31 protein-coding genes are annotated in these 23,331 nt (G+C 61.6%); 22 read left to right on the plus strand and 9 right to left on the minus strand.

The window, feature by feature from the left end; translation table 11 throughout:
- Positions 1-46: 46 nt before the first annotated feature.
- Both NKH35_RS19190 and NKH35_RS19195 read left to right on the plus strand, forming a co-directional pair.
- Positions 47-328 (plus strand): type II toxin-antitoxin system RelE/ParE family toxin, encoded by a 282-nt coding sequence (locus tag NKH35_RS19190; RefSeq protein WP_023733871.1) that lies wholly within the window; start codon positions 47-49, stop codon positions 326-328.
- 1 nt (position 329) lies between these two features.
- A complete protein-coding gene (locus NKH35_RS19195) occupies positions 330-623 on the plus strand; it encodes an addiction module antidote protein (RefSeq protein ID WP_023672747.1) in 294 nt (97 codons plus the stop codon).
- A gap of 57 nt (positions 624-680) precedes the next feature.
- On the opposite strand, the gene NKH35_RS19200 is transcribed toward NKH35_RS19195, so the two are convergent.
- Positions 681-1,838 (minus strand): ATP-grasp domain-containing protein, encoded by a 1,158-nt coding sequence (locus NKH35_RS19200; RefSeq protein WP_031244168.1) that lies wholly within the window; start codon positions 1,836-1,838, stop codon positions 681-683.
- Between the two features lie 182 nt (positions 1,839-2,020).
- Between NKH35_RS19200 and NKH35_RS19205 the strand changes: the two genes are divergently transcribed.
- The 6 genes from NKH35_RS19205 (at position 2,021) to NKH35_RS19230 (ending at position 5,301) form a co-directional block, all read left to right on the plus strand.
- A complete protein-coding gene (locus NKH35_RS19205) occupies positions 2,021-2,635 on the plus strand; it encodes a hypothetical protein (protein WP_023733873.1) in 615 nt (204 codons plus the stop codon).
- Positions 2,636-2,642: 7 nt separating this feature from the next.
- Entirely contained in the window at positions 2,643-3,491 is an 849-nt protein-coding gene (locus NKH35_RS19210) for a 23S rRNA (adenine(2030)-N(6))-methyltransferase RlmJ (protein ID WP_023684716.1), read from the plus strand.
- A 192-nt stretch (positions 3,492-3,683) separates the two neighbouring features.
- Complete coding sequence (locus NKH35_RS19215; protein ID WP_023733874.1) at positions 3,684-3,860, plus strand: hypothetical protein; 177 nt, start codon at positions 3,684-3,686, stop codon at positions 3,858-3,860.
- The gene (locus NKH35_RS19220) at positions 3,812-4,159 is read left to right on the plus strand and encodes a MarR family transcriptional regulator (RefSeq protein ID WP_084023740.1); all 348 of its coding nucleotides are present in this window, start codon (positions 3,812-3,814) and stop codon (positions 4,157-4,159) included. Before NKH35_RS19215 ends, NKH35_RS19220 begins: the two co-directional genes overlap by 49 nt.
- A gap of 70 nt (positions 4,160-4,229) precedes the next feature.
- Complete coding sequence (locus NKH35_RS19225) at positions 4,230-4,652, plus strand: VOC family protein (RefSeq protein WP_023684718.1); 423 nt, start codon at positions 4,230-4,232, stop codon at positions 4,650-4,652.
- Positions 4,653-4,854: 202 nt separating this feature from the next.
- A complete protein-coding gene (locus NKH35_RS19230; RefSeq protein ID WP_023733877.1) occupies positions 4,855-5,301 on the plus strand; it encodes a hypothetical protein in 447 nt (148 codons plus the stop codon).
- 97 nt (positions 5,302-5,398) lie between these two features.
- Here the strand turns inward: NKH35_RS19230 and NKH35_RS19235 are convergent, their stop codons facing one another.
- Positions 5,399-6,022: a TetR family transcriptional regulator gene (locus NKH35_RS19235; RefSeq protein ID WP_031198064.1), complete on the minus strand. Its 624-nt coding sequence runs from the start codon at positions 6,020-6,022 to the stop codon at positions 5,399-5,401.
- A gap of 62 nt (positions 6,023-6,084) precedes the next feature.
- On the opposite strand from NKH35_RS19235, the gene NKH35_RS19240 reads away from it, so the two are divergent.
- The 3 genes from NKH35_RS19240 (at position 6,085) to NKH35_RS19250 (ending at position 8,522) form a co-directional block, all read left to right on the plus strand.
- Positions 6,085-6,612 (plus strand): DinB family protein, encoded by a 528-nt coding sequence (locus tag NKH35_RS19240; protein WP_023733878.1) that lies wholly within the window; start codon positions 6,085-6,087, stop codon positions 6,610-6,612.
- Positions 6,613-7,195: 583 nt separating this feature from the next.
- A complete protein-coding gene (locus tag NKH35_RS19245) occupies positions 7,196-7,585 on the plus strand; it encodes a hypothetical protein (protein ID WP_031262225.1) in 390 nt (129 codons plus the stop codon).
- A gap of 340 nt (positions 7,586-7,925) precedes the next feature.
- Positions 7,926-8,522 (plus strand): glutathione S-transferase family protein, encoded by a 597-nt coding sequence (locus NKH35_RS19250; protein ID WP_023689091.1) that lies wholly within the window; start codon positions 7,926-7,928, stop codon positions 8,520-8,522.
- Between the two features lie 63 nt (positions 8,523-8,585).
- On the opposite strand, the gene NKH35_RS19255 is transcribed toward NKH35_RS19250, so the two are convergent.
- Positions 8,586-9,236, minus strand: coding sequence for an outer membrane protein (locus NKH35_RS19255; RefSeq protein ID WP_023733880.1), 651 nt, complete (start codon positions 9,234-9,236; stop codon positions 8,586-8,588).
- A 411-nt stretch (positions 9,237-9,647) separates the two neighbouring features.
- Here NKH35_RS19255 and NKH35_RS19260 point away from each other — a divergent pair, with 411 nt between their 5' ends.
- The 6 genes from NKH35_RS19260 to NKH35_RS19285 all read left to right on the plus strand — a co-directional run bounded on the left by NKH35_RS19260 (position 9,648) and on the right by NKH35_RS19285 (position 14,825).
- Entirely contained in the window at positions 9,648-10,412 is a 765-nt protein-coding gene (locus NKH35_RS19260; protein WP_023684725.1) for an SDR family oxidoreductase, read from the plus strand.
- Positions 10,409-12,484 carry an excinuclease ABC subunit UvrC gene (uvrC, locus tag NKH35_RS19265; RefSeq protein ID WP_023733881.1) on the plus strand — a complete coding sequence of 692 codons (2,076 nt, stop codon included), beginning with the start codon at positions 10,409-10,411 and terminating at the stop codon, positions 12,482-12,484. The genes NKH35_RS19260 and uvrC overlap by 4 nt, the downstream gene beginning before the upstream one ends.
- Positions 12,485-12,654: 170 nt before the next feature.
- Entirely contained in the window at positions 12,655-13,251 is a 597-nt protein-coding gene (pgsA, locus tag NKH35_RS19270; protein WP_023673449.1) for a CDP-diacylglycerol--glycerol-3-phosphate 3-phosphatidyltransferase, read from the plus strand.
- Position 13,252: 1 nt separating this feature from the next.
- The gene (gene moaD / locus NKH35_RS19275; RefSeq protein ID WP_023673448.1) at positions 13,253-13,510 is read left to right on the plus strand and encodes a molybdopterin converting factor subunit 1; all 258 of its coding nucleotides are present in this window, start codon (positions 13,253-13,255) and stop codon (positions 13,508-13,510) included.
- Between the two features lie 4 nt (positions 13,511-13,514).
- Positions 13,515-13,988, plus strand: a complete 474-nt coding sequence (locus NKH35_RS19280) for a molybdenum cofactor biosynthesis protein MoaE (protein ID WP_023733882.1) — start codon at positions 13,515-13,517, stop codon at positions 13,986-13,988.
- A 69-nt stretch (positions 13,989-14,057) separates the two neighbouring features.
- Complete coding sequence (locus NKH35_RS19285; protein ID WP_023733883.1) at positions 14,058-14,825, plus strand: YbaY family lipoprotein; 768 nt, start codon at positions 14,058-14,060, stop codon at positions 14,823-14,825.
- A 2-nt stretch (positions 14,826-14,827) separates the two neighbouring features.
- Here NKH35_RS19285 and NKH35_RS19290 read toward each other — a convergent pair whose 3' ends face one another.
- A complete protein-coding gene (locus NKH35_RS19290; RefSeq protein WP_023733884.1) occupies positions 14,828-15,307 on the minus strand; it encodes a cupin domain-containing protein in 480 nt (159 codons plus the stop codon).
- A 64-nt stretch (positions 15,308-15,371) separates the two neighbouring features.
- On the opposite strand from NKH35_RS19290, the gene NKH35_RS19295 reads away from it, so the two are divergent.
- Positions 15,372-15,827 (plus strand): MarR family winged helix-turn-helix transcriptional regulator, encoded by a 456-nt coding sequence (locus tag NKH35_RS19295; protein WP_023673444.1) that lies wholly within the window; start codon positions 15,372-15,374, stop codon positions 15,825-15,827.
- An 86-nt stretch (positions 15,828-15,913) separates the two neighbouring features.
- Here the strand turns inward: NKH35_RS19295 and ndk are convergent, their stop codons facing one another.
- Positions 15,914-16,336, minus strand: coding sequence for a nucleoside-diphosphate kinase (gene ndk, locus NKH35_RS19300; protein WP_023705335.1), 423 nt, complete (start codon positions 16,334-16,336; stop codon positions 15,914-15,916).
- Between the two features lie 238 nt (positions 16,337-16,574).
- Between ndk and NKH35_RS19305 the strand changes: the two genes are divergently transcribed.
- Complete coding sequence (locus NKH35_RS19305) at positions 16,575-16,799, plus strand: hypothetical protein (protein WP_023754715.1); 225 nt, start codon at positions 16,575-16,577, stop codon at positions 16,797-16,799.
- Positions 16,800-16,811: 12 nt separating this feature from the next.
- Here the strand turns inward: NKH35_RS19305 and bluB are convergent, their stop codons facing one another.
- Entirely contained in the window at positions 16,812-17,447 is a 636-nt protein-coding gene (bluB, locus tag NKH35_RS19310; RefSeq protein WP_023705333.1) for a 5,6-dimethylbenzimidazole synthase, read from the minus strand.
- A 255-nt stretch (positions 17,448-17,702) separates the two neighbouring features.
- Between bluB and NKH35_RS19315 the strand changes: the two genes are divergently transcribed.
- The 3 genes from NKH35_RS19315 (at position 17,703) to NKH35_RS19325 (ending at position 20,491) form a co-directional block, all read left to right on the plus strand.
- Positions 17,703-18,215: a DinB family protein gene (locus NKH35_RS19315; protein ID WP_023673440.1), complete on the plus strand. Its 513-nt coding sequence runs from the start codon at positions 17,703-17,705 to the stop codon at positions 18,213-18,215.
- A 446-nt stretch (positions 18,216-18,661) separates the two neighbouring features.
- Positions 18,662-19,312, plus strand: a complete 651-nt coding sequence (locus NKH35_RS19320; protein ID WP_352915850.1) for a hypothetical protein — start codon at positions 18,662-18,664, stop codon at positions 19,310-19,312.
- A 393-nt stretch (positions 19,313-19,705) separates the two neighbouring features.
- The gene (locus tag NKH35_RS19325; RefSeq protein ID WP_352462880.1) at positions 19,706-20,491 is read left to right on the plus strand and encodes a GGDEF domain-containing protein; all 786 of its coding nucleotides are present in this window, start codon (positions 19,706-19,708) and stop codon (positions 20,489-20,491) included.
- A gap of 27 nt (positions 20,492-20,518) precedes the next feature.
- Here the strand turns inward: NKH35_RS19325 and NKH35_RS19330 are convergent, their stop codons facing one another.
- From NKH35_RS19330 to NKH35_RS19340, 3 genes are all read right to left on the minus strand, one after another.
- On the minus strand, positions 20,519-21,484 hold the full coding sequence (locus tag NKH35_RS19330; protein WP_023738636.1) for a class I SAM-dependent methyltransferase: 966 nt from the start codon (positions 21,482-21,484) through the stop codon (positions 20,519-20,521).
- Positions 21,468-21,977: a class I SAM-dependent methyltransferase gene (locus tag NKH35_RS19335; protein WP_245274452.1), complete on the minus strand. Its 510-nt coding sequence runs from the start codon at positions 21,975-21,977 to the stop codon at positions 21,468-21,470. The genes NKH35_RS19330 and NKH35_RS19335 overlap by 17 nt, the downstream gene beginning before the upstream one ends.
- A 334-nt stretch (positions 21,978-22,311) precedes the next feature.
- The gene (locus NKH35_RS19340; protein WP_023738638.1) at positions 22,312-23,307 is read right to left on the minus strand and encodes a glycosyltransferase family 2 protein; all 996 of its coding nucleotides are present in this window, start codon (positions 23,305-23,307) and stop codon (positions 22,312-22,314) included.
- Positions 23,308-23,331 lie beyond the last annotated feature (24 nt).

Consider the following 23,331-nt stretch of genomic DNA (forward strand, 5'->3'; position numbering starts at 1 on the left):
GTTCACGGCACTTGATTCCAGTTCTGCTGTAAATTATAGTTCACGGATGATCGAAGTTCGATCCACTGACGAATTCCGAAAATGGCTCAGAGGGCTCACGGACATTCGCGCCGTAAAGAAGATCACCCAACGGATTGTCCGCGTTCAGGCTGGGCTGTTGGGAGACGCCAAGTTCTTCGATGGCATAGGAGAATTGCGCGTAGATTACGGTCCGGGATACCACTTCGTCCGGCGCGGCAACACGGTCATTATCCTGCTCTGCGGCGGTGACAAAGGCTCGCAGGACAGGGACATCGGAAAAGCCAGGAAAATGGCAAAGGAAGTTTGATATGACCCTCAGAACCACACCATTCGACGCCGCCGAATATCTTGATGATGCTGAGTCTCAAGCCGAACTGCTCGCTGATGCGTTCGAGACCGGGGACGCGACTTATATTGCGCACGCCCTCGGCATTGTCGCGCGCGCCCGCGGCATGACAAGCATAGCGAAGGACGCCGGCGTGACCCGAGAGGCACTCTACAAGGCGCTGAGCGAAAAGGGCGATCCGCGCCTCAGTACATTGCTGGGCGTAACCAAGGCGCTTGGCCTGCAATTGTCCGCAAAGCCAGTTAATCCCGTTTAGGCAACCTTAGCAGGACTTACGCACTCAGCTGAAACGGGAAGTTCCGCTTCAACTCGACTAGTCCTGCTCCGGCCCATTCCACTCGATATCGCGCGTCGACGCAGCCTGAAGGCTGATGCGCTGGCGCAGTGCTGTGCCGGCGATCTCGGCCAGCGTGCGCCACTGCGCCCGCTTCGGCGCGGGGTCGCCCGGCCAGTCGAGCAGCTCATCGGCATCGTGCATCGCCTGGCGAAAGCTGCCGAGACCACCGGAGCGCAGTGCCGCCGGCATCCCGTAGATCCACATCGCAAGCCTCACCGTCTGCGGCGCCGTCACGTCGGGCTTCACCTCGGCGCCATCCTCCAGGACCGCGTCGGCGAAGCGCCGCGGATCGCGAAAGAAGTGCAGGCCGCTCACGGCGCGCGGATTGCACTCCAGTGGCAGCACCGTGCCGTTATTCTCGCGCATCAGGTCGAAGGAGATCTGGCCGGTCCAGCCGGCGCCGGCGACGAAGGTTTCGACGAAGCGCCGGGCAGCCGCATCCCCGACTGGCTCGAAACAGATGCCGGCGCCCATGCCGGCGCGATAGAGCGAACTGTAGAGCGCCAGCGCTTTGAGTTCACCCTCGACCGCCACCGCATAGGCGCTGATCTCTTCACCTGCGATGTAGCGCTGCGCCACCCAAGGAGCGGCGGGCGAGGGGCGGACGGCGTCGAGTTCGTCCGGCGATGGCCGCAGCAGTACGTCACGGGCAAAACGTGACCACACAGGTTTGAACACCAATTCGCGCGATTGGCCACGAACGCCGTCGAGATCGGCCTCGCTTTGCAGCAGCATCGTTTCCGGCACGTCGAGCCCAAGGCTCTGCGCCAGCCGGATGAAGGCATGCTTGTCGTGAACGCGGGCGAGCATCGCCATCTCGGGTGCGAAGAGGCGGGCCGGCATGGCGCGGTGCTGCCAGAGACGACCGAGATAAAAGACTTCCTCGCAGGTCGGGATAACGAGTTCGATGCCTTCCGCGCGGACAAGCGCTTCCACCGCCTTGGCATAGGCGTCGGCGGCAAAGCGCGGCGGCGGCAGGCGATGGTAGGCGGCGCAGGCCGTGCTCGCTGCGGCGATCGGCCGGGCCGGGCTGTCGGCCAGGATCACCCGGCGACCGGCGCCATGCAGCAGCCGCGCCAGGTGCAGCGCCACCGGCGCGCGGGCACCGGTGATCAGCACGGTGCTATTGGGCATGAGCCACCGGCATCGGTTGGAAAAGACGAGTCGATGCTTCTGCGGAAGGCTTCATTCGCCATAAGTGCCACATGGCTTGCGTGCCGCCAACGGACTCCACAAAGGTGGCTCCGCTGCGTCAGCCATCGCTTTTTGGCCTTCAGGGCGTTATTGGCAATCTGTCGAACACCCGGATCTCCTCAATGCGCTTTCTGTTTGTCCTGATACTGCTTGCCGGCGCCGCCATTGGCTTCGTCTATCCCTGGGCCATGAGCAATTTCTCCGGCCACGAGATCGGCGCCTGGCGCGTCTACGACCAGGGCCGGTTTAGGCCTGTGACGGTGACGCTGAAAGCTGGCGACGCGCCGGTCAGAGTGCTGGTCGACCTGACGGCAAAGGCCGAGCGCATTGTCTCGCAGCAGCGCACCGTGCTGACGCTGACTGCCGCCACAGCCGGGCGCACGGTGCTTGCCTCGACGCTGCAATTCAACCACGCCGACAATCCGCGGCAGGTCAGCCCGCAACTGCCCGACAAGATCTTTCGCGACGAGGCCGGCGTGATCGAAACCGTCAGTCCCGGCGCCTATCTCTTCACCGCCGGCCCGGGCGACGCCGACGATATCCCGATACGCGCAGTGGATCTGATACTGCGCTCCGGCGCCGGTGAGATCGATCAACGCGCACGGCCGGTTGGCTATGGGCTGATGGCCGTCGGCCTGATCGGCTTCCTGCTTACTCTGGCTTTCGGCGGTCGCCGGCCGGAGAACCCGAACTCGAAGCCGCCACCGCCGCGTTGGGGCAGAGGCTCCTCGACATGAGCGCAGCATGAACTACCGTCACGCCTATCACGCCGGCAATTTCGCCGACGTCGTCAAGCATGTCGTGCTCAGCCTTCTGCTCGACTATCTGAAGCAGAAGGACAAGGCGTTCCGTGTCGTCGACACTCATGCCGGCATTGGCCGCTACGATCTTTCGTCGGCGGAAGCGCAAAAGACCGGCGAATGGCAAGGCGGCATCGGCCGCCTCATCCACGCCCCGATCGAAAAATCGGCGGCTGCGCTGCTTGCCCCCTATCTTGAAGCGGTGCGTTCGCTCAATCCCGATGGCGGGGTGAAGAAATATCCGGGCTCGCCATTGATCGCCAGGCACCTCATGCGAAAGCAGGACCGGTTGTCGGCGATCGAACTGCACGGCGCAGATGCCGCCAGGCTGAAGACGCTGTTTGCCGGCGATTTCCAGACAAGGGTGATCGAACTCGACGGCTGGCTGGCGCTTGGCGCGCATCTGCCGCCAAAGGAAAAGCGCGGCCTGGTGCTGATCGATCCGCCGTTCGAGGAAGCCGGCGAATTCGACCGCCTGGTCGACGGCATGCAGAAAGCGCACAGGCGCTGGCCGGGTGGCATCTACGCGCTGTGGTATCCGATCAAGGATCGCAAAGCGATCATCGCCTTCCGCAAGGCGCTCAAGCAATCCGGCGTCCCAAAGTTGCTCGACATCGAGTTCGAGATCCGGCCGGCATCGCGTGAACCAAGCCTCGACGGCAGCGGCATGGTGGTGGTCAACCCGCCCTTCACGCTGGAGCGCGAACTGCGCATCGTGCTGCCGGTCCTGCACAGATTGCTGGCGGTCGAAAAGCCGGCGCACTGGTCGCTGGAATGGCTGGCCGGGGAGTAGCGACGCTTCGCAGCGGGCGACGCCCGCGGCAAAGACACAAAGTCGCTAGAGGTTTTGACGGTGGCGCCATCCGCGAATGCTCAGCTGTGTTCAACGAACCGAAACCATGGAGATGCACATCTAATCGGCTCGGCGTTGACGCTAATCCCAGAATCAGATAGATAGATATCTAATTATTAGATTTCGAATCGAATGCCAAGATCGACAGAAGAGGAACTGGTCAACGCGATAGGCTTCGCGATATCGCGCTGGCAGGATGCCGTCGAAACGTTCGATGGGACCGTCGCCGAAATCTATGTGCTGAGCGCTGCCGAGCGCCGCTGTCTCGGTGCGATCAATCACGGCCGGCGGGGCCGGCAAACCTCGTAGCGAGGGAGACAAATCTCACGCCGGCGGCGGTCACGACGTTGATCGACCGGCTGGAAAAGCGCGGCTTCGTCAGCCGTCAGCCGGATCCCGATGACAGGCGCAAGGTCATGGTCGCGGCGGGCAAGAAGACCGAGGAACTCGTCCGGCGCTGCTACCATCCGATCCTCGAGGCGGGCGCCGCATTGCTGGAGAATATTCGGCGGCCGAGATGCAGTTTTTGCTCGGCTTATCAAGAGGTCGAAGCGATGCAGAAGGCGCAGACCGAGAGGGTGCGCGGCAAACCAAAACCGGTGCGTTGAGAGAAGGCATCGGAGGATGGTCCGGCGAAACGCCGGTCCGGTTTCAAGTGTGTACTGTCAAGGAGACCCTATGCCCCGCATGATCTTCGTCAACCTGCCCGTCGCCGATCTCGCTGCGTCGATGGCATTCTACAAAGCCCTCGGCTTCGACAACAACCCGCACTTCACCGACGACACCGCAGCCTGCATGGTGCTGAGCGAAACGATCAACGTCATGCTGCTCACCCACGCCAAATGGCGTCAGTTCACCGATCGCCCCATCCCGCCGGCCACCTCGAGCGAGGTCATGCTTGCCGTGTCCTGCGACAGCCGCGCGGCGGTCGATGCGATGAACGAGGCGGCGGCGAAAAATGGCGGCGCCGCCGACATCAACGCCCAGCAGGATTATGGCTTCATGTACAATCGCAGCCTGGCCGATCCTGACGGCCACGTCTGGGAAGCGATGTGGATGGACCCGGCCGCCATACCGCAGGGCGACGCCAAGCAAGGCTGAACCGGGTTTCGGCGGCCCGCCGGCCATGGGCAGGCCGCTTTTCCTAATGGGCAAGGCGAGCTTTTTCGAAGGTCAGGACGTGGTTTCGCAGCTTCGCACCGGCAAAACCGGTTGCGGAGCGGTAAACCATCGTCAGGGCGACCGCTTGACCGCGCGCCGCCGAATCCGCAAAGTGGGCGCAGTCGACCTTTGAGAGGCTGCCATGACTCGCTTTGCCAAATCCGCTCTTGCTGCCCTGATTTCGCTTTGCACGCCGCTGGCCGCACCCCTTGGCCAGCCAGCACAGGCCGCCGACCTTTCCGTCTATTCCGACGAGGACAGCGGCGTTTGCGGCGAGGCATGGGTGCTAAGCAAGATCTCCAGCCGCTTCTCCTACCAGGTGCATCACGTGCCGCATCTGCCGGATATTTCGATCACCGATTTTCAACGCATCCACCAGCATCGCTATCTCCCGGCCAGCGAAGAATGGCCGATCGGCCGCCGCTATTGCGGCGCCACCGTCAGCCTTTCCGATGGCCGCGCCCGCACCATCTGGTACTTGATCGAGGAAGGCCAGGGTTTTGCCTCGATCGGCGACAATGTCGAATTCTGCGTCTCGGGCTTCGACCGCTGGATGGTCTACAACGGCCGCTGCCGCGTCCTGCGCTAAGGTCGGATAAGAACCGCCGTTGAACCTGCCATCTCCCCGCAAGGGGGAGATCTGATGTCGCTCCGGATTCGCCAATCTCCGAACTGCTGCCGCTGCCTCACACCGCCTTCCCACCAGATACGTAAGCGCAGATCAGCTCGACCAACTGCTTCTGCAGTTCCGGGGCGTCGAGCATGTCTCGCCGCGCGGCATTGTGGATGACGCCCTCGACCGCTGAGGACAGCACCCGGGCTACGGTCTCATTGTCCTTTCTGCGCCTGCGATATTGCGCCACCGCCGCCGTGTAGTGATCCAGATAGCGCGACTGGAACGAGGCATGGGCGGCGCGTGAGCCGCGATCGCCCGGCGCCTCGTCGAGCAGCACCTGATGCAGCGTCGGATGGATGCTGTGCGCATCGATCATGCCGCGCACCAGCTCCTGCGCGAATCGCTTGAGCGGCTTGTCGCCTTCTGCTGATTCGGCGATCACCGACAGCACCTGATCGAAATGTCGCCGGCGAATTGCTTCGACCAGCGACAGCTTGTCGGGAAAATATTGATAGAGCGAGCCGATGCTGACGCCGGCCGCATCGGCCACCTTGTTGGTGGTGAAGCCGGCCCAGCCGAGCGCGCTCAGAACATGAGCACCGGCTTCGATGAGCGCCTCGACCGTCGCTCTCGAACGCGCCTGGCGCGGCTGCTTGCGCATGCGTGAGCGCGGCTTTGCAATGCGAGTAGACATGTCTGCTCCAGCAGCCAAGAATATAGACAACATACTCATATTTCTTGCAAAGGATACAGACCATGGACGCGCTGGATTTGCTCCGCAGCCTCTTCGTTTATCAAGCCTGGGCGAATGGTGAATTGCTGGAGAAGCTTGCGGGCCTCGACCAGCAGGAGCATGTCGATCAGCGTCACACAGCGACCCGTCTCGTCAACCACAACCTCGTCGTATCGAAGATATTCGCCGCGCATCTTTCCGGCACGCGTCATGGCTATGCGTCCGACAACACCGTGGACACACCGGCACTCGATGAATTGAGCGCTGATGTCGCTGCGATGGATCTTTGGTATCTCGACTATATCGAAGCCGTCTCGCCAAAGCTCATGTCAGAGCCTGTGGCTTTCACCTTCACCGACGGCGACAGGGCGATGATGTCAAGCCAGGAAATGCTGACACATGTCGTCACGCATGGCGGCTATCACCGCGGCGAGATCGGGCGGATCCTGATGCAGATCGGCATTGCGCCGCCGTGGGATACGTTTGCCGTCCACCTCCACCACGCCGAGCCTTCGCGCCGGCTGCAGGTGCGCGAACGGGTTGGCGCTTAGGGGCCCGCACCCGTTGGCTTCCAAGGGATCGCGGCTTCCCGGGAGGAGGATACCCCTATCTTTCGTTTCCCATTTCCGTTCGGCATCTCTTGCGCCGAAGCTGGCGATCCCCCTTCTCGTCTGGGAGACGTCCGACACACAACAGGCTGTCCTTCAAGTGCTGTCTTTCCTGGCTTTCATCCAACCATTTTCGATATACGAGCAAAAAGCTCGTGTTTAGTTTATTGCTGTTCCTGCAACCGTGGGGATGAAGCAAGATCAGCCTCTGCGGTGCGATGATTGTTGCCATCCGATAGGCCGCCGATGACCGCGTGAGATCGACGGCGTTGCAAAGAGAATGTGAGCTTGACGAGAAGATCGTGTGAGTCTCGATATCAGAGATTTCTCCCGCAACAGTTCGCTGCGAAGCGGGAAGATTCTTTGCCGATTTCTGTGCCGATCATTGCGATCATGCTCTCAGCGTAACCGAAACTTAATCTGCGAAATTCTATGTAATGCTTCGCTGGCTAGATAGGCACGAGTCAGATATGCATTAGCTCGCCGGGTCACTCACGGCCATCGGCACAAACGCAAGGGGCATCGCATGGCAAAGACCACGACGAAGGCGCCGGCGGCGAAAGCGCCGGCAAAGAAAGCGGCATCGAAAGCTGCCGCGAAACCTGCAGCAGTAAAGAAGGCAGCACCGAAGGCATCGGCAAAGCCGGCCGCCAAGGCAGCGGCAAAGCCGGCAGCTAAGGCAGTAGCAAAACCCGCCGCCAAGGCAGCAGCGAAACCCGCCGCCAAGAAGCCGGCCGCCAAGGCTGTGGCGAAGCCTGCTGCGAAGGCAGCAGCCAAGCCCGCCGCCAAGAAGCCGGCAGCCAAGGCAGCGGCAAAGCCCGCCGCCAAGGCTCCGATGAAGGCCGCCGCCGCCAAGTCGACGGCAGCTGTGAAGAAGGCTGCACCGGCCAAGAAGCCAGCCGCCAAGAAGAAGTAACAGCGGTCCATCTCAAAGCTCCCGGGAACTTTGCCGACTGGCAGATTCCCGGGAGCTTTTTTGTTGTGATTTAGGTCTTGTTTTGATGCATGTCGTTCTCTCGAAATTGACGCCACTTCTGTGAGACATGCATGGCGATTTCATTGTCGGCGGATTGGCCGCCTGGTTTTGCCCTTCTGGCAGTTGCTCCCTCAGGGAAGATCGGCCAACACTAAGGCGGTCGCATTCGATGGGGTTCAGGCGACACGCTCTAGACCTTTGCTTTACGCGCGTCGTTCTCAAGACCGGAATCGCATTTTTGAGCGACATGCACTGGCCGTCCGAAAACAGGGAACCGATCATGCCGAAGCTGCTCTACGCGTCCTCATCCCCCTACAGTTCCAAGGTGCGCATGGCAGCACTCCATGCCGGCATTGCCGTCGAGCTCGTTCCGGTCAAGACCGAGGACAAGCCTGCTGAACTGATGTCAGCCAATCCTCTCGGCAAGATTCCGGTGCTGGTGCTCGACGACGGCCGCTCGATCCATGACAGCCGCGCGATCACTCAGCATCTCAACCGCGCTTCGAAGAGCCTGTTGTTGCCGCGCAATGCCGACAAGCGCCTCGAGGCCGAAGTGCTGGAGGCGCTGGCCGACGGCATATGCGACTGCGCGCTGTCGATGGTCTATGAGCGGCGCACGCGTCCGGAGGAGATGGTCTATCAACCCTGGCTCGATCGCCAGTGGACCAAGATCACCGCCGCACTCGATTTCCTCAACGCCAATCCGCCGAAGCTGCCGAAGAAGATCACGCTTGGCCAGCTGGCGTTGCGTGCATGCCTCGGCTACCTCTCTCTGCGCTTCGCCGGCAAATGGGAAAAGGGCCGCGGCCGCCTGACCCGCTGGGCAGCGCGTTTCGATGAGAAGTTTCCGGGGCTGAAGGTGGCTGTGCCGGCCTGACGGGCGAAACAAAAAAAGCCGGGCGCGAGGCCCGGCTTTCTTGTGTCGTGGCTTGAACGACAGTTAGAACTTCATACCGACGCCGAAGGTGACGCGGTTGTCGCTCTCTTTGACCTTGGTGCCGACACTGTCGAAGCTCTTGGAACCGAAGTCGGTGTAGCGGTACTCGACACGGCCGAACACATTGTCGGTGATCTTGATGTCGGTGCCGACGCCGGCCGTCCAGCCGAGCATGGTGTTGCTGTCGCTGTCGCCGGGGACCGAGACCTTCTGGTTCTTCAGGGCGCCGCCGCCGGTGCCGTAGAGCAGGATTTCCGGGGTCACGGCGTAACCCAGACGGGCGCGCAGCGAGCCTTCGAAGCCGCCCTTGGAATTGACGCCGCCGCTGTCACCCTTGACGCCATTGTAGCCGAGATCGGCTTCAGCACCGTACACGAAGTTTTCCTGCTGCCACTGGTAGCCGCCGAAAACGCCGCCGACAAAGCCCTTGGTCTTGATGTCCGGGCCGCCGTCATGGACTTTGGCATGACCGCTGAAGCCGTAGCCGGCGCTGACACCGGCATACGGGCCGGCCCAGGAAGCGACGGGGAGCTCGGCGATCGGGGCCGGCGCCGGGGGCTCTTCCGAGACGACATCGGCAGCAAAAGCGGTACCGCTGAGGGCGAAGAGCCCGAGCGCAACCGCGAGCGGCGCGAATTTGAGATTGGTTTGCATTGTTGTTTACTCCTTAAGCCACAAGACACGTAGGCTTGTTTGTCCTGAGCGCCATCAACCCGTCCGGGGGGTGAAACGGATCTGGCACTCAACGGTTCCGAATGTCGTGTCAAAATGCGGCGGCAGCGAACCTGAAAATGGGTCATTCCCCGGCACGAATGAGGCCGAAGCTTGACGTTGCATCTTCGCAACAGCGAAATGTCAGTACGCAGGCGATGCTGCACTGCACTCGGCTTGGTGCAACGGGTTCAGCGTCCTATATTGCGGTCCTGCCGACCCGAATCCGGGGCGGTGCCGGCGGCGAAAAAGCCGTTTCGCCACATTCCTGCCCCAGGTGGAAACGGCATTTAACCCCTGGACGCGTCACAATGTGCCGCTAGCCGAATTGAGGCGCAGATTGAGGATTGACAGATGATCGAAGCCGCCGGGACGGCGCTGGTGACGGGCGGGGCGAAGCGGATCGGCAAGGCGATCGTCGAGGATCTGGCCGCGCACGGTTTTGCCGTCGCCATCCACGCCAACCGCTCGACCGCCGAGGCCGACGCGCTGGCTGCGAGCATCAGGGACGGAGGCGGCCGCGCCGGCGTGGTAGCCGCCGATCTGACCGACATGGATGCGGTTGGCGATCTCGTCGGCCGCGCCGCGGCAGCGCTCGGCCCGGTCACGCTTCTTGTCAACAATGCGTCGCTGTTCGTCGACGATAGCGTCGAGGACTTCGACTGGGCGGCATGGGACCTTCACTTCGCCATCCATGTGAAGACGCCGGCGCTGTTGGCGCAAAACTTCGCCCGCGCCTTGCCGCAAGGGCAGGAGGGGCTGATCGTCAACATCATCGACCAGCGCGTCTGGCGGCCGACGCCGCGCTATTTCTCCTATGCGCTCTCGAAGTCGGCCCTGTGGACGCAGACCGAAATGCTGGCACAGGCGCTCGGTCCGCGCATCCGCGTCAACGCCATCGGTCCCGGTCCGGCGCTGAAGAATGCGCGCCAGGACGATGATGATTTCCAAAAGCAGGTCGATGGCCTGATTCTGAAGCGCGGCCCGCAATTGGCCGAATTCGGCGCCACCATCCGCTATCTCTGGGAGGCGCGCTCGGTGACCGGCCAGATGATCGCGCTCGACGGCGGCCAGCATCTTGCATGGCAGACGCCGGATGTGACAGGCATGGTGGAATGAGTCCCGCAGACCAGAAACACAAAACGCGCGCCGGCGCCGCCGACGATATGCCGCCCGACATCGAGCTTGAGGATGAAGCGGTCGAGGAGATCGTCGAGCCCGAGGCCACCGGGCCCGATGTCGCCTTCACAGCGATAGACTGGGCGCCGCATGCCGGCGACGCCGACGGCATGGTCGGCGCCGAGGTCATCCAGACATTGGTCAAGCGGCTGCCCAATGCGCCCGGCGTCTACCGCATGATGAACGCTGCCGGCGACGTGCTTTATGTCGGCAAGGCGCGCAGCCTGAAGAAGCGGGTGACCAACTACGCGCAAGGCCGGTTCCACACCGCCCGCATCGGCCGCATGGTGCGCGAGACATCGACGATGGAGTTCGTCGTCACCCGCACCGAAATCGAAGCGCTGCTGCTCGAGGCCAATCTCATCAAGCGCTTGCGGCCGCGTTTCAATGTTCTGATGCGGGACGACAAGTCGTTCCCTTACATCCTGTTGACCGGCGATCACGTCTCGCCCGGCATCTACAAGCATCGCGGTGCGCGCTCGCGCAAGGGCGACTATTTCGGACCTTTTGCGTCGGCCGGCGCGGTCGGGCGCACCATCAATTCGCTGCAGCGCGCCTTCCTGCTCAGGAGCTGCACCAACTCCTTTTACGAAAACCGCACCCGGCCGTGCCTGCTCTACCAGATCAAGCGCTGTGCCGGTCCATGTACCGGGGAGATCTCGCATAGCGACTATGCCGAGCTGGTCAGCGAGGCGAAGGATTTTCTGTCGGGCCGCAGCCAGAAGGTGAAGACCGAAATCTCTGCCGCCATGCAGCAGGCCTCGCAGGAGCTCGATTTCGAGCGCGCCGCCATTTATCGCGACCGGTTGGCTGCACTGTCCCATGTGCAGAGCCATCAGGGCATCAACCCGGCCACGGTCGACGAGGCCGATGTCTTTGCCATCCATCAGGAGGGCGGCCAGGTCTGTATCCAGGTGTTTTTCTTCCGCACCGGCCAGAACTGGGGCAACCGCGCCTATTTCCCCAAGGCCGATCCGGCACTGGAGGGGGCGGAAGTGCTGGGCTCGTTCCTGGCGCAGTTCTATGACGACAAGCCGACGCCACGGAACATCCTTCTGTCGCGAGGCGTCCAGGATCAGGAACTGTTGGCCGAAGCGCTGTCCACCCGCGCCGGCCGTAAAGTGTCGATCTCGGTGCCGCAGCGCGGCGAGAAGAAGGATTTGACCGACAACGCGCTGCAGAATGCCCGCGAGGCGCTCGGCCGCCGCCTGGCCGAAACCTCCACGCAAGGCCGGCTGCTCGCCGGCTTTGCCGAGACCTTCGGCCTGCCGAAGCCGCCGGTGCGCATCGAGGTCTACGACAATTCGCACATTATGGGCACCAACGCCGTTGGCGCCATGGTCGTCGCGGGGCCGGAAGGGTTTGTGAAGAACCAGTACCGCAAATTCAACATCCGCTCGACCGAGATCACGCCCGGTGACGATTTCGGCATGATGCGCGAGGTGATGGAACGGCGCTTTTCGCGGCTGCTGAAGGAACATGGCGATGTCGTTCCCGACGACGCGGCAGCCGGTGGAGCAGGCGACGACATCGAAGAAGACATCTCCGGCAGCTTCCCGGCCTGGCCCGACGTCATCCTGATCGATGGCGGCCAGGGCCAGATGAGCGCGGTGCGCAAGATCCTCGCCGACCTCGGCATCGAGGATCGCGTGGCGGCCATCGGCATCGCCAAGGGCCAGGACCGCGATGCCGGCCGCGAGCGTTTCTTCGTCAGTGGCAGGGACTCGTTTTCGCTGCCCGTCCGCGATCCCGTGCTCTATTTCGTCCAGCGGCTGCGCGACGAGGTGCATCGCTTCGCCATCGGTTCGCACCGCGCGCGGCGCAAGAAGGAATTGGTCAAGAGCCCGCTCGACGAGATCGCCGGCATCGGTCCCGGTCGCAAGCGCGCGCTGCTGCTGGCCTTCGGCACTGCCAAGGCGGTCAGCCGCGCGGCAGTCGAGGATCTGGTCAAGGTCGACGGTATTTCAGAGCAGGTCGCCAAGCTCGTCTACAATCATTTCCATGAGAGCTGAGCGCCGGTGACGCCGCTGTCCCGATCAAATGGCAGCAGCCGTTCTTTTCTCGCAGGCCACTCGAATCCCGGCAATCGCGCGCTATTTTCGTCTGGCCAATCGAATCTCGCCTGTTGACCCCCTACATCCGGTTCTGATTTGAGTACGCAGGCAGAGAGAGTCCCTGAGATATGGCCAAGCGCGCGTTCAACCTGCCCAACATGCTTACCTATGCCCGCATCGTCGCGGTGCCGCTGGTGGTGCTGTGCTTTTTTCTCGAGGGGCATCTGAAATCGAGCGACTTCGCCCGCTGGTCGGCGTTGATCATCTTCCTGCTGGCTTCGATCACCGACTATCTCGACGGCTATCTGGCGCGCGCCTGGCAGCAGACGTCAAACATCGGCAAGATGCTGGACCCGATCGCCGATAAACTGCTGGTCGCCACCTGCCTGCTGCTGCTCGCCGCCGACACCGACCGCCATGCCGGCATCGCAGGCTGGTCGTTGTGGGCGGCAATCATCATCCTGTGCCGCGAAATCCTGGTTTCGGGGCTGCGCGAATATTTGGCGGCATTGAAAGTCTCGGTGCCGGTGACGCAGCTCGCCAAATGGAAGACCGCCATCCAGATGGTCGCCATCGCCTTCCTGCTGGCTGGGCCTGCCGGCGACAAGATCTTCCCGCTGACCACGCAGACCGGACTGGTGCTGCTGTGGATCGCAGCCCTCGTCACGCTCTACACCGGCTACGACTATTTCCGCGCCGGCCTCAAGCACATCATGGACGAGTGAGATGATCACCCGGCTCATTTATTTCGCCTGGGTGCGCGAACGGATCGGCAAGCCGGAAGAGGATGTCGAACTGCCCGCCGGTATCGAGACGGTGGCCGACCTCCTGCGCTGGCTGAAATCGCGTGGCGAGGAATATGAGCACGCGCTGCAATATCCTGATGTGATCCGCGTCGCCATCAACCAGGAACATGTCGAGCATCGCGAGAAGATAGCCGGCGCGCGCGAGATCGCGCTGTTTCCGCCGATGACCGGGGGCTGACACCATGTCCGGCGCGCCGACGGTGCGCATCCAGCGCGACGATTTCGACGTTGCCGCCGAGATCGCGAAACTGACCGAGGGTCGCGCCGACATCGGCGCCGTGGTGTCCTTCTCAGGACTTTGCCGCGACGAGCAGGGCCAGCTGTCGGCCCTGGAACTCGAGCACTATCCCGGCATGGCCGAGGCCGAAATCACCCGCATCGCCCGCGAGGCACTTCAGCGCTGGCCGCTGCAAGGGCTGACCGTCATCCATCGCCACGGCAAGATCGCACCGGGCGAAAACATCGTGCTGGTGGTGGCGGCGTCCTCGCACCGGCAGGCGGCGTTCGAAGCGGCCAATTTCCTGATGGATTTCCTGAAATCGCGTGCACCCTTCTGGAAGAAGGAGCACCGCGTGGACGGCACCGATGGCGGCTGGGTCGAGGCCAAGGACGCCGACGACCAGGCTGCGGCGCGCTGGAAGGCGCGGCCCGAATAAATCTCGGCGCAGCCATGTATTGACCGCATTCCCTTGGCCAAATCGCATCGGCAAAAAGGGAGCAAGGGCATGCTGGACAGGATCGCCGAATTCTTCGTCTTCGGTTTTGTGCCGCTGGTTATCGGCGTTCTGGCCGTTCCCGAGCCTTCCGTCGCCGCCGAGAAAACCCTGAAGGGCGAGGTGATGTATCGCGAGCGCATCGCGCTGCCGCCCAACGCCGTGCTGTCGATTCAACTTGCCGATGTATCGCTGGCCGATGCGCCGGCCGCCATTGTCGGCGAGCGCAAGGTAGCGCCGGCCGGCCAGGTGCCGATCAAGTTCGAGATCAGCTTCGATCCAACGGTGATCCGGCCCAACATGACCTATGCGCTACAGGCGCGCATCACCGCCGACGACAAGCTGCTGTTCGTTACGGACTCGCGCTATCAGGTCGATCCGCTCAGCGACGCGCCGCAGGCCATTGTGCTGAAAATGGTGGCGCCGAGCGACAAGCCGACCTCGGCCTCGCTGTTCGGCCAGAGCTGGCTGGTCGAGTATATCGACGGTATCGGCGTGATTTCGGAGCCGCAGGCGACGTTCCGGGTCAGCGAAGCCGGCAAGGCCGGCGGCAGCGGCCCGTGCAACGCCTATTTCGCCACCGCCAAGGTCGATGGCGAGACCATCGTCATCAGCGACATCGGCTCGACCTACAAAGCCTGCGCGCCGGAGGTGATGGCCGAGGAAAAGGCGCTGTTCGAGGCGCTCGCCAAGGCGGCGTCATACCGTGTCGATGGCGGCAAGCTGATCATCGCCGACAAGGACGGCCGTGACATTTTGCGATTTAACGCAGCGAGTTAAGATCAAGACTGCGGCGGCGGCGGGGGCGCCGGCGTCAGGCCGAACCGGCGCATCAGGTCCATCAGCCTGGTGCGGTCTGGCGGGCCGCCAGTGCTGAAGATGGCGAAGGCCTCGCGAAAATATTCCGGGCCGATCGCCGCCGGTGTCACCACGCACAGCACCTTGGCTGTCGCGGCGATGTCGTTGTCGAAGCGATGGACCGCGCCGCGCGGAATGCACAGCGCCTGGCCCGGCCCGATATCGTGCCGGTGTCCGTCGACGGTCAGCATCAGCACGCCTTCGATCCCGTACATCGTCTCTTCATAGTGATCGTGGCTGTGCGCCGGGGCGGGCAGGCGCTGCGAGCCGGCGACCGTCAGTTCGAAGGCGGCGATGCTGCCGTTCGACTGGTCGCCGGTAAGCAGGAAGCGCACGGCAAGGCCGCCATGGCTGATTGTCTCGTCGGCCGGATTGACGCTGATCTGGCTAGCTCTGTCTAGCATTTCATCCTCCCACGTGGTAAATTGAATTTACCGAAATGAGTAAACTCAATTTACCAGAGTGTCAATGCCATTATCCGCGGAAGCACCGCCAAAGAAGCCACCGCTGATCGGTGCGCTGCTGCGCGTTCCGGCCATGGCCATTCACCGCAAGCTGATCAGGGATCTCAGGGCGTCGGGTTTCGAGGACCTCAGCCCGCCGCATATGGCGGTGATCCAATATCCCGGCCCGGATGGCCTTCGGCCGAGCGCGCTCGCCGAGCGCGCCGCGATGAGCAAGCAGGCCATGAATCAACTGCTGAAGACGCTGGAAGCGATGGGTTATATCACTCGCTCGGCGGCACCCGATGAGAGCGGCGGGACCGTCGTCCACTTCACCGACCGCGGGCGCGCCGCATACCAGAAGATGGCCGACATCCTGCTCGACGTCGAACGGGAATGGGCCGAGGAACTGGGCGAGAAGCGTTTCACGGAGCTGAAAACGCTGCTCGGCGACCTCTGGGACACGCCGCTCATCCGTTGAAAGCGGCATGAAGCCGAAGCCGGGACCTGACCAAAGAAAAAGGCCGGCGAAGTGCCGGCCTCTTGCATACATTGGTTCGCGTCGGCTCAGCCGACGATCTCGGTGTCGGAGAACCAGTACTTGATCTCCTGCGCGGCGGTTTCCGGCGCGTCGGAGCCGTGCACGGAATTCTCGCCGATCGACAGCGCGTGGACCTTGCGGATGGTGCCTTCGGCGGCGTTGGCGGGGTTGGTCGCGCCCATAACTTCGCGGTTCCTGGCAATGGCGTTTTCGCCTTCCAGAACTTGCACGATGGTCGGCGCCGACGACATGAATTCCACCAGTTCGCCGAAGAACGGACGATCCTTGTGGACGGCGTAAAAGCCTTCGGCCTCGCGGCGGCTCATCCACACGCGACGTGAGGCGACGACGCGCAGGCCGGCCTCTTCCAGCATCTTGGTGATGGCGCCGGTAAGATTGCGCCGGGTCGCGTCCGGCTTGATCATGGAAAAGGTGCGTTCGAGCGCCATGGGGTCGTCCTTGTCTTGAGATGGAAAGTCTTGAGATCGGAATGTGGAGTGGCGGGCTCTATACAAGCCGCCCGGCCCATTGCCAAGGGGAGGCGCCCCGGCAGCGTTATTCGACCGCGACCGCCCGCATGGCCGTTCGCAACGCTGTGGTCAAAGGCAAGGCTTTGCGGGAAAATGGCGATTGCGCAGGCACGCACGGTTTCGAAGGGAAACCAGCGGAATGGAAAGACATCGGACCATGTTTGACGGGACGCGCTGGCCCTACCACCACCTCAGGCCGGGCGACATAAAAGGGAGCCTATTGATTATCGGCATTTTTGCTGCCGTGGGCCTTGTTATGCTGCTCTTTCCGGGACTCCGCACAGATACGAACTTCGGCTTCGGCCCCGAATGGCAATGCACGCTGATGCCGAAGGGCGACCCGATCTGCGTCAAGCTGGTCGGCAAAGAGGGCGCGAAGTGACTGTCAGTATCACTACCGCCTGATAACAACGGGCGGCCGCCGGCGCTCCCAGCCCTCGCGCTCCAGCGTCGGCATCTCATGCTCCTCGCTGGGATAGCCGAGGCAGAAATAGCCGATCAGCGTCCACTCAGGCGGGGTGTCCAGGATTGCGGCCATCTCGGCGGCGTCGAGGATCGACACCCAGCCCATGCCGATGCCTTCCGCCCGCGCCGCCAGCCACAGTGTGTGCACCGCCATGACGGCCGAATAGTCGATGGTCGCCGGCATGGTCATGCGGCCGAGCCCGTGGCCCTGTTGCGTCGTGCGGTCGGCGAAAACCGCGAACTGGCAGGGCGCTTCATTGAGACCGGCGAGCTTCAGCCGGGCATAGAGAGCGGCGCGCTCGCCCGAAAAGCATGCCAGCGCCTCGGCATTGCAGCGCTCGAAACAGTCTCTCACCGCGCCCCGCCGCTCGGCGCTCTCGACCACCACGAAGCGCCACGGCTGGCTGAGACCGACGGACGGCGCGACGCTGGCAAGCTCCAGCAGCCGCTCCAGCGTATCCTCGGGCAAAGCCGTCCGCTCGAAGCGCCGCACATCCCGGCGCCAGCGCAGCAGCGTGACCAGCCCGGCGCGAAAATCATCGGTGAAATCGGGGGGTGGTGGCATGGCGATCAGGAGACTTGTGTGGGGAATAGGCAGTAGGCAGTAGGCAGCAGGCAGTAGGCAGTAGGCAGTACAGCGCTCAGACCCTATTGCCTACTGCCTATTCTGCTGCCGCCGCCTCCTTCCAGCAATGCCGGTTGAGCGGACGGGTCGCGTCGTGTCCGACGAGTTCATAGAACAGAATGGTCATTGGCGGCTGCGTCCTCGCGGTCTAATTAGGCGCCTGCGGCTGAAGCGGAACTCGTCGGCGGGAAAAAGATGAAACAGCATTTCATGATGTTCGCGGCCTACAATCAATGGGCCAATGGCCGCATCTACGATGCCGTCGCCGCACTTGACGAAGAAGAGTTCAACCGCGATGTCGGCGCATTTTTCGGCTCGATGATGGGCACGCTCAACCATCTGCTGGCCACCGACCGCATCTGGATGAAACGCTTCACCGGCGAGGGCGACGCGCCGGCAAAGCTCGACGCCATCCTGCACCGCGCATTGCCTGGTCTAAAGCTGGCGCGTGAGGCCGAGGACAGGCGGATCGTCGACTGGGTCGGCGGTTTGACCGAAAAGGCTTTGTCCGGCCGCTTCTCCTACATGACCGTTTCCGACATGCGCACCGTCTCGCAGCGGCTGGCGCCGGCGCTGGGACACGTCTTCAACCACCAGACCCATCACCGCGGCCAGGCGCATACCATCCTGACCATTCTCGGCCGGCCTTCGGTGCAGCTCGACCTGGCGTTTTTCCAACGCACCGACGAAGGCCGCGCCTACGCCTGATCTCCTGACCGCGCTTCCCGTTTAAACGCACGGGAGCGTTAACCGGTGCATTTGCGCGGCCGTCGATGCCCGGCACCAGCTCTGGATCCAAGCCGGGTTTGAGGACCCTGTCGGCACAACGCTGCCCGGTGACTGGGCCAGATGGCTGGGCTGTCAGTGGCCCGCCTTTTGTGGGCCTTCGGCTCCAGGCCGCCGCAGCCACAACCCGCTCCAACTCCGGTGGAATTTCTGTCGAGAGAATTAAACAAAGTTTAAATATTGAAGCAAAAACATATTTTTTTTTAGCAGACCAGTGCACGCCTTGAGAACTACAATCCTTATTCTTGGAAAAAATAAAGAAACTATAAGGAAGACTCGTGCGTAGCTGTGAGTGCATAAGCATATGTCTGCTTTGGTTTGCTGGCATGTTGCAATGCACAAAGCAGAACGGCAACAAGGAGAGTGTCATGGTTAATATCACTCAAAAAATCGCTAGAACACTGGCGGCGGGTGCAATTATCGTCATTTTTGCCGCTCCCGCGAATGCAGGCGGCGGAATTGGCGTCGGTGTCGGCGCATCTATCGGCGGTGCTGGCGGCATCAATGCCGGTGTTGGCGCTTCGATCGGCGGCAGCGGCGGGGTCAAGGCCGGTGCCGGCGCCTCGGTTGGCGGCAGCGGCGGTATCAAGGCGGGTGCTGGCGCAACGGTCGGCGGCAATAGCGGCGTTACAGCAGGCCTCGGCGCCTCAGTCGGCGGTAGCAGCGGCATTAAGGCTGGCGCTGGCGCGACGGTCGGCGGAGCCGGTGGCATCAATGCCGGTGTTGGGGCCACGGTCGGCGGCAGCGGAGGTATCAATGCCGGTGTCGGCGTCAACGTCGGCAGCGGCATCAACGTCGGTGTCGGCGTCGGCATTGGCGGAACGCCGGGCACGCCCGGTACCCCCGGCACTCCAGGAACTCCTGGAACACCAGGCACCCCTGGGACACCCGGTGTCGTCGCTAGCATGTCGAACAGCCAGCTGACACGTATGAAGAAGCGCTGCGTCGATGTGCTCGCCAGCGAGGGCACCTACGACAGCGATCTGCGGCAGCTATGCCTTATGATCTCGCGTCGCTGAGACAGGTTTCGCCGGGAGTGTCGAGCCAGCCGTGAGGCTTTACGGCACTCTCCTACCGCATGGCCCAGACTTCCCGAGGGACATGCGCTGACGAGAAGCCTCCGGCCAGTCGGAAAGCCCGCCGCGCAAGTGGCGGGCTTTTTGTCGCCACTCACAAGGCAACCGATCGCGCCTTTCGATTGCCGGAGTTTTTTATCGTTTAACGGAAACGGTGAAACGCGCTATCCCTTTGTCTTGGTAATTCTCAGGGAAAGCGCCCACGCGCTTCTCCCGGGAAAGCTGCTCACACTTTCCTGGAATTGTTCTGGTTAACCACATTCGAATTGCAGGTAAGATTTTAGGGTTTCATTTGTGTTCCCGCTGCAAAATGGCGAACACAGTGGGAGAAATGGCATGCGGGTCGATCTTTCGCCCACGAGCTTGGGCAGGGTCATAGCAGTCACGGTTGTCGGCACGGCGATCTGTATCGCGGCGGCCTTCCTTGTCGATTCCTACAATTTTCCGTCGCTGTCGCCCGAAGCGTTGCGCTGGGCGCAGCTCACCGACTTGTTGCTGCCGCTCGTGCTGGGTGGATCGTTCTTCTCTTTCCTGATGTACAAGATGCGCCAGCTGGCGATCGCCCAGAAGAATCTGAGCATCGTCGCGGCGACCGACAGCCTGACCGCGGTGTTCAACCGCGGCGCGTTTTCGATGCTGGTAGAGGCCTATCTCGAACAGGCGCGCAGCCAGGCCGTCGTCGATGCCGGCGCCCTGCTGATCGTCGACGCCGATCATTTCAAGACCATCAACGATCGATTGGGCCACGATTGCGGCGATCAGGCGCTCAAGCTTATTGCGCAGACGATCAAGGCCCAGCTGCGCGGCGCCGACATCGTCGGACGCATCGGCGGCGAGGAGTTCGCCATCTTCCTGCCCGGCGCCGACCCGTCGCAGTCCTGGCTGGTTGCCGAGGGGATCCGGCGGCGCATCCGCGAGGTCGAGTTTGCCCCGGATGGGCGGCCCTGTCCGCTCTCGGTAAGCATAGGCGGCGTCGCCTTCAGCGGACCCACCACCTATGCCGACATGTTCCTGACGGCCGACCGGCACCTCTACAAGGCCAAGTCCAACGGCCGCGACCAGGTCAGTTTCGAAACGACCGGGCCGCGCGGCCTGCTGTCCGGCGACCCGACGCTGCATTGAGGGTGAGCCTGCATGGCGTGCGTGGTGCTACAGGAACACCGATCTGACATAGCGTAGCGGGGCGGTTATCTTCCAGGATGTCGATTTCAGCAGGGCCTGGTTCGTTGCAATGAGACTCTGGATTTGTTGGTGTGCGGCCGCGATCTGCAAGCTTAGCTCATCCCGGCTTACGGCAACTTCGCGCAGCTCCCGCTCCGCCTCCTTGAGCAGATCGACATCGGAATCATGCAGGACAGGGGCGTTCTTCGAGAGACTGATATAAAACTCATGCAGGTGTAACTGACCCGGTTCATTCTTGTGAAACGCAAGTTCCCCCGACTTGATGTATCCGAGCGAACGAAGTTTCTTGATCAGAAATCGGAACGAGGCCGGCGTGAACTGCCACGCGTGAGCATCGTAATAGGCCGTGTCTACCTGAACGGCTTCGAACATGCTTTTTGCCTCTTCGTCGCTTTGCAGGAAGGCGACATCGTCAAAGGTCGGCTCGAGCCAGACGGTCTGTTTGGCCTTGGTGCAAACATACGAAACCTGGTCAAACAGAATTCCCGGCGTGTGGCGTTTGCGCTTTTCCGCATGGGCCTGCAGCGTCTGACCGACAGTGGACAGCGGCCGTAGCGCATCGAAGCAAAAGCGCTTGTCTGGTACCGCCAGCACAAGCCGTCCCCCGGGTTTCAGCAGTGTTTCGCAGTCTTGGAGGAAACGAACGATGTCGGTGACATGTTCGATCACATGCGAGGCAAAGATGAAATCGTAACGTTGCTCATAGCCGATGGTCTCGAGCAGGGTGCGGCCGTCCGAGACATAGTCGACCTCTTCGATCTTTGATGCATCGTCGCGATATTTCTCGCGCAGGCTGGCGGCGTCGGCATGGTCGACGATTTCGACATTGTAGCCACGGCGCTTTGGCAAAAGAGGATTGTAGCTTGGTCCGATTTCCAGGCCGAAGCCGCTCGGATCGAATAATGAAAACAGCAACTCATTCCTGTTCAGCATATCCCATTCCTGTCGTTATGGAGGTTTGGCGGGTGCCTTGCGGCCGTTTTTCGAACACGACCACGCTGTCGTAGACGGCGATACAGGCTGTCGATCGGGTGAAGGTAGAGACGGGGATCGCGCCTCTTGCGTGTGCCGCGTTTATCTCATCAAGCTTGTCCTTGACGAACTCCATGAAAGTCCCGGCTCGCTTCAGGCCGCCCTCATACTCATCCCAATACGCAGTATGAAGATCCTCGACGAGGTAAACGCCATGAGGGTCGACCTTGTCATACAGCAGCTCAAAGCTCTTCATTACGTGTCGCATGATATGACTTCCGTCATCGATGATGATGTCGAAGGCATCATATCTGTCGATGATCTGGTTGATCAGCGCCGGATCGTCTTGGCTGCCAGTGAATATCTCTATGCCGACTTCGTCATGCGCTTTGCAGATCGGATCGATATCGATGCCAATTACGCGAGCGCCGTGGCCGAAGTAAGCCTTCCACATCTGAAGGGAGCCGCCTCCGGACACGCCTATCTCGAGAATCGTTGGCGCTCTGTTTCTGAAGCGTTCGAAATGGCGCTCGTAGATATCGAAATAATGGAACCACTTATGAAGCCGCTTTCCTCCATTATTGAGAAAGTATCTGTGTAGAAATCCGTCTCCCAGCATCTGAAATCGACCCCAATACCAATATCTCGCGACAGCCGCGCTGCCATGCCCGGCGCGACAACGCAGCCAGACTGGAGACCGGGAGTGGGGAGCAATTACTTGCTGGCCGTCGCGTAGGGAATGCGCCGAAGCCAACTTGCATAGTGGGACAGGCTATTGCCAGACGCCGCTAAATTGCGAGAACCCGGCTTACAAAGCTACGTGTAAATTCCAAAGATGCCAGTTTCGCAACCAAGTGGCTGCCGAGGAAAGGCCGTATCGCCCGCATGATCAGCCATCGCCTGATCCTCATTGTCGGCGTGATCCTGTCGATAAGCGCAAGTGCCGGCATCAGCAGTTCAGCGCTTCCGCACTGGCCTGCAATCCGGTAGGTGCCAGCCGCACTGCGAAAGAAACGCGGCGTTATCAGGTCTCTGGCGTAGTAGCGTCGCAAGGGAACATCGTCAGGAAATGCCACCAGAAGTTTGTCTGCGTAGATTAGAGCCGACCTAGCCATTCTCGCGCTGTATGACGCGGAGTCACCATGAATGCGCCACGCGGACAAGGCCTCTCTCAGAAACCTGTTGGTGTAGCCCGCCCTGAACAGCCGCAGAAAAAGATCGTCGTCCTCGTAGCCGGAAAGCCGCTCGTCAAATCCACCTACCGCCTCGAACGCTTCGCGAGAGATGAGGGAGGCAGACGGGAGGACATACATGTTCTGGGACAGGCAGTTGAAGATCGTCCGTTTCGGATGTTCTGAACCAAGTCGCTTGAGCATCTGCCGAACCACTAGATTTCCATCCCGATCGTATTCGTCAAGGTCACTGTAGACCCATCCGAATGGACCTACCTGAGGCTCAGGCCCTGCCGCAGCTTCCAAAGTCTCGAGATGCTTTGGGTACCACCAGTCGTCTTGGTCAAGAAAAGCGATCAGGTCGCTTTTGGAGTTGCGGACGCCCATATTGCGGGCCGACGATTGACCGCCGTTCTCTTTCGTCAGGACACATACCCGGTTGTCGCCCCGGGCAACTTCGCGAGCGACTTCAGCACCACCGTCGGTGGAACCATCGTCGACAATGATTACCTCATCTGGCGGACGAGTTTGCTCGAGCACGCTTTTCAGCGACGCTCCAATGAAATTTCGACCATTGTAGAGCGGTATGCAGGCAACGATCGATCGTTTCATCTAATAAAAACCTTCACGGTGGCC

This window comes from Mesorhizobium sp. M1143, from assembly GCF_040318435.1.
In the GTDB taxonomy this organism is placed as follows: Bacteria; Pseudomonadota; Alphaproteobacteria; order Rhizobiales; family Rhizobiaceae; genus Mesorhizobium.